3 protein-coding genes are annotated in these 2,941 nt (G+C 70.5%); all 3 read left to right on the forward strand.

Annotated features, from left to right (window positions below; genetic code table 11):
• Nucleotides 1–83: 83 nt before the first annotated feature.
• Nucleotides 84–695 (forward strand): phosphoribosylglycinamide formyltransferase, encoded by a 612-nt coding sequence (gene purN, locus WA805_RS26635; RefSeq protein ID WP_425243719.1) that lies wholly within the window; start codon nucleotides 84–86, stop codon nucleotides 693–695.
• Nucleotides 692–2,269, forward strand: coding sequence for a bifunctional phosphoribosylaminoimidazolecarboxamide formyltransferase/IMP cyclohydrolase (purH, locus tag WA805_RS26640; protein ID WP_422290785.1), 1,578 nt, complete (start codon nucleotides 692–694; stop codon nucleotides 2,267–2,269). Before purN ends, purH begins: the two co-directional genes overlap by 4 nt.
• Nucleotides 2,270–2,277: 8 nt before the next feature.
• Nucleotides 2,278–2,941, forward strand: a 664-nt coding sequence (locus WA805_RS26645; protein WP_425243720.1) for a tetrahydrofolate dehydrogenase/cyclohydrolase catalytic domain-containing protein, incomplete at its 3' end; no start/stop codon positions are given.

Here is a 2,941-nt window from a genome sequence, read left to right on the forward strand (position 1 = left end):
GGCGAATACCGCGCCGGCGGCTGCTGATCGGTAAGTTTGGCCATGTCGGATCCCATTGTGCCGTACCGGTTACTGTGGCTGCCATGGAAGCGAGGCTGGTCGTCCTCGTCTCGGGGGAGGGCACGAACCTGCAGGCGCTGATCGACGCTTGCGCGGACCCGGCGTACGGCGGGGCCGTCGTCGCCGTCGGCGCGGACCGTGACGGCATCGGGGCGCTCAAGCGCGCGGACCGGGCGAACATTCCCGCCTTCACCCTCAAGGTCGGCGACTTCGCCGCGCGCGAGCAATGGGACGAGGCGCTCGCCGCCCGGTGCGCGGAGTACCAGCCGGACCTGATCGTCTGCGCGGGGTTCATGAAGCTCGTCGGCGCCGCGTTCCTCGCCCGCTTCCGAGGCCGCTGCCTGAACACGCACCCCGCCTTGCTACCGTCGTTCCCTGGTATGCACGGCGTGCGCGACGCCCTGGACTACGGGGTCAAGGTGACCGGCTGCACGGTGTTCCTCGTCGACAGGGGAGTCGACGACGGCCCCGTGATAGCACAGGCGGCGGTGCCGGTGGACGATGACGACGACGAGGAAACGCTGCACGAGCGCATCAAGGTCGCCGAACGCGCGCTGCTCGTCGCCACGGTCGGCAGGATGGCCCGCGATGGCTGGACACTGACCGGCGGCAGGAAAGTGAGGATCGGCAGTTGACTCGGATCCCGATCAGGCGGGCGCTGATCAGCGTCTACGACAAGACCGGCATTGAGGACCTGGCCCATGCCCTGCACGAGGCCGGAACTGAAATAGTCTCCACCGGCAGTACCGCCAAGGCGATCGAGCAGGCAGGCGTCCCTGTCACCAAGGTGGAAGACCTCACGGGCTTCCCTGAATGCCTCGACGGGCGCGTGAAGACGCTGCACCCGAAGGTGCACGCGGGCCTGCTCGCCGACATGGCCAGCCCCGCCCACGAGCAGCAGCTCGAGGATCTCGGGATAGCGCCGTTCCAGCTGCTCGTCTCTAACCTGTACCCGTTCGAGGAGACGGTGGCGTCGGGCGCGAAGGACGCCGAGGTCATCGAGCAGATCGACATCGGCGGCCCCGCCATGGTCCGCGCCGCGGCCAAGAACCACGCCAGCGTCGCGGTGGTGACCAGTCCTATCCAGTACGCCGAGACGCGGCACGCGATCGCCGTGGGCGGCTTCACCGAAGAGGAGCGCCGCCGCCTCGCCGCCGCGGCGTTCGCGCACACGGCGACCTACGACGCGGCGGTCGCGTCCTGGTTCGCGTCCGCGTACGCGCCGGACGACACCGCGCGGGAGACGGGCTGGCCCGACGTCACCGCCGCGGTGTGGGAGCGAAAGGACGTCCTCCGCTACGGGGAGAATCCGCACCAGCGATCGGCGCTCTACTTTTCCCGAACGGGCGCGGCTGACTCCGGCATCGCGAACGCTGACGTGCTGCACGGCAAGGCCATGTCGTACAACAACTACGTCGACGCCGACGCGGCGCGGCGCGCCGCCTACGACTTCGCCGAGCCGTGCGTGGCGATCATCAAGCACTCCAACCCGTGCGGCATCGCGATCGGGGCCGACATCGCCGACGCGTACGCCAAGGCCCTGGCCTGCGACCCGCTGTCCGCCTACGGCGGAGTGGTCGCGGCCAACGGCACCGTGACCGCGGCGATGGCCCACCGGATGACGGAAAGCTCCGCTGACGTGGTGGTCGCGCCGGACTACGAGGACGCGGCGCTCAGGGTGCTCACCAGGAAGTGGAAGAACGTGCGGCTGCTGCGCGGAGCACCAGTCCGTTCGGAAAAAAACAGCATCGAATTCCGGCAGGTCAGCGGCGGGCTGCTGGTGCAGTCGACGGACCAGCTCGACGCTCCAGGCGACGATCCGCAGCGGTGGGAGCTGAAGGCGGGCGACCCGGCCGACGCCGCGACGCTCGCCGACCTCGCGTTCGCGTGGCGGGCGTGCCGGGCGGTGAAGTCGAACGCGATCCTGCTCGCGTCCGGCGGCGCGTCGGTGGGCGTGGGCATGGGCCAGGTGAACCGGGTGGACTCAGCGCGGCTGGCTGTGGCCAGAGCCGGGAATCGGGCGGCCGGATCTGTGGCCGCGTCTGACGCATATTTCCCGTTTCCTGACGGTTTCGAGATACTCGCAGAAGCGGGTGTCCGCGCGGTGGCAGAGCCGGGCGGCTCCATCCGGGATGGCATCGTCGTCGAGGCCGCGCAGGCGGCGGGCGTGACGCTGTACTTCACCGGCGTCCGGCACTTTTATCACTAGGAGCTTTGTTGAGCGCATCGATTCTGGACGGCAAGGCGACCGCGGCGCAGGTCAAGGCGGACCTCAAGGAGCGGGTGGCCGCGCTGGCGGCCCGCGGGGTCACGCCGGGGCTTGGCACGATCCTGGTCGGCGAGGACCCGGGGTCGCACGCGTACGTGGCGGGCAAGCACCGGGACTGCGCCCAGGTCGGGATCGCCTCCATCCGCCGGGACCTGCCGGCCGACGCGAGCCAGGCGCAGGTCGAGGAGGCGGTCCTCGAGCTGAACGAGGACCCGGCCTGCACCGGGTACATCGTGCAGCTTCCGCTGCCTGCCGGGCTCGACGACAAGCGCGTGCTGCACCTGATGGACCCCGCGAAGGACGCGGACGGCCTGCACCCGGTCAACCTGGGCAGGCTCGTGCTTGGCGAGGAGGGGCCGCTGCCGTGCACGCCGCACGGCATCGTCGTGCTGCTGCGCCAGTACGGAGTGGAGATCGCGGGCGCCGACGTCACCGTGGTCGGCCGCGGCATTACCGTGGGCCGGGCGCTCGGGTTGCTGCTCACGCGGCGCTCCGAGAACGCGACCGTGACGCTGTGCCACACCGGCACGAAGGACCTCGCCGCGCACACCCGCGCCGCCGACATCGTGGTCGTCGCGGCGGGCCGGCCGGGGCTGCTGACCGCCGCCATGG

Source organism: Trebonia sp. (assembly GCF_049794275.1).
Lineage (GTDB): Bacteria > Actinomycetota > Actinomycetes > Streptosporangiales > Streptosporangiaceae > Trebonia.

Bases quoted from the DNA above. Each gene is read 5' to 3' on its own strand.
- purN (WP_425243719.1), top strand. From the start codon at position 84: ATGGAAGCGAGGCTGGTCGTCCTCGTCTCGGGGGAGGGCACGAACCTG.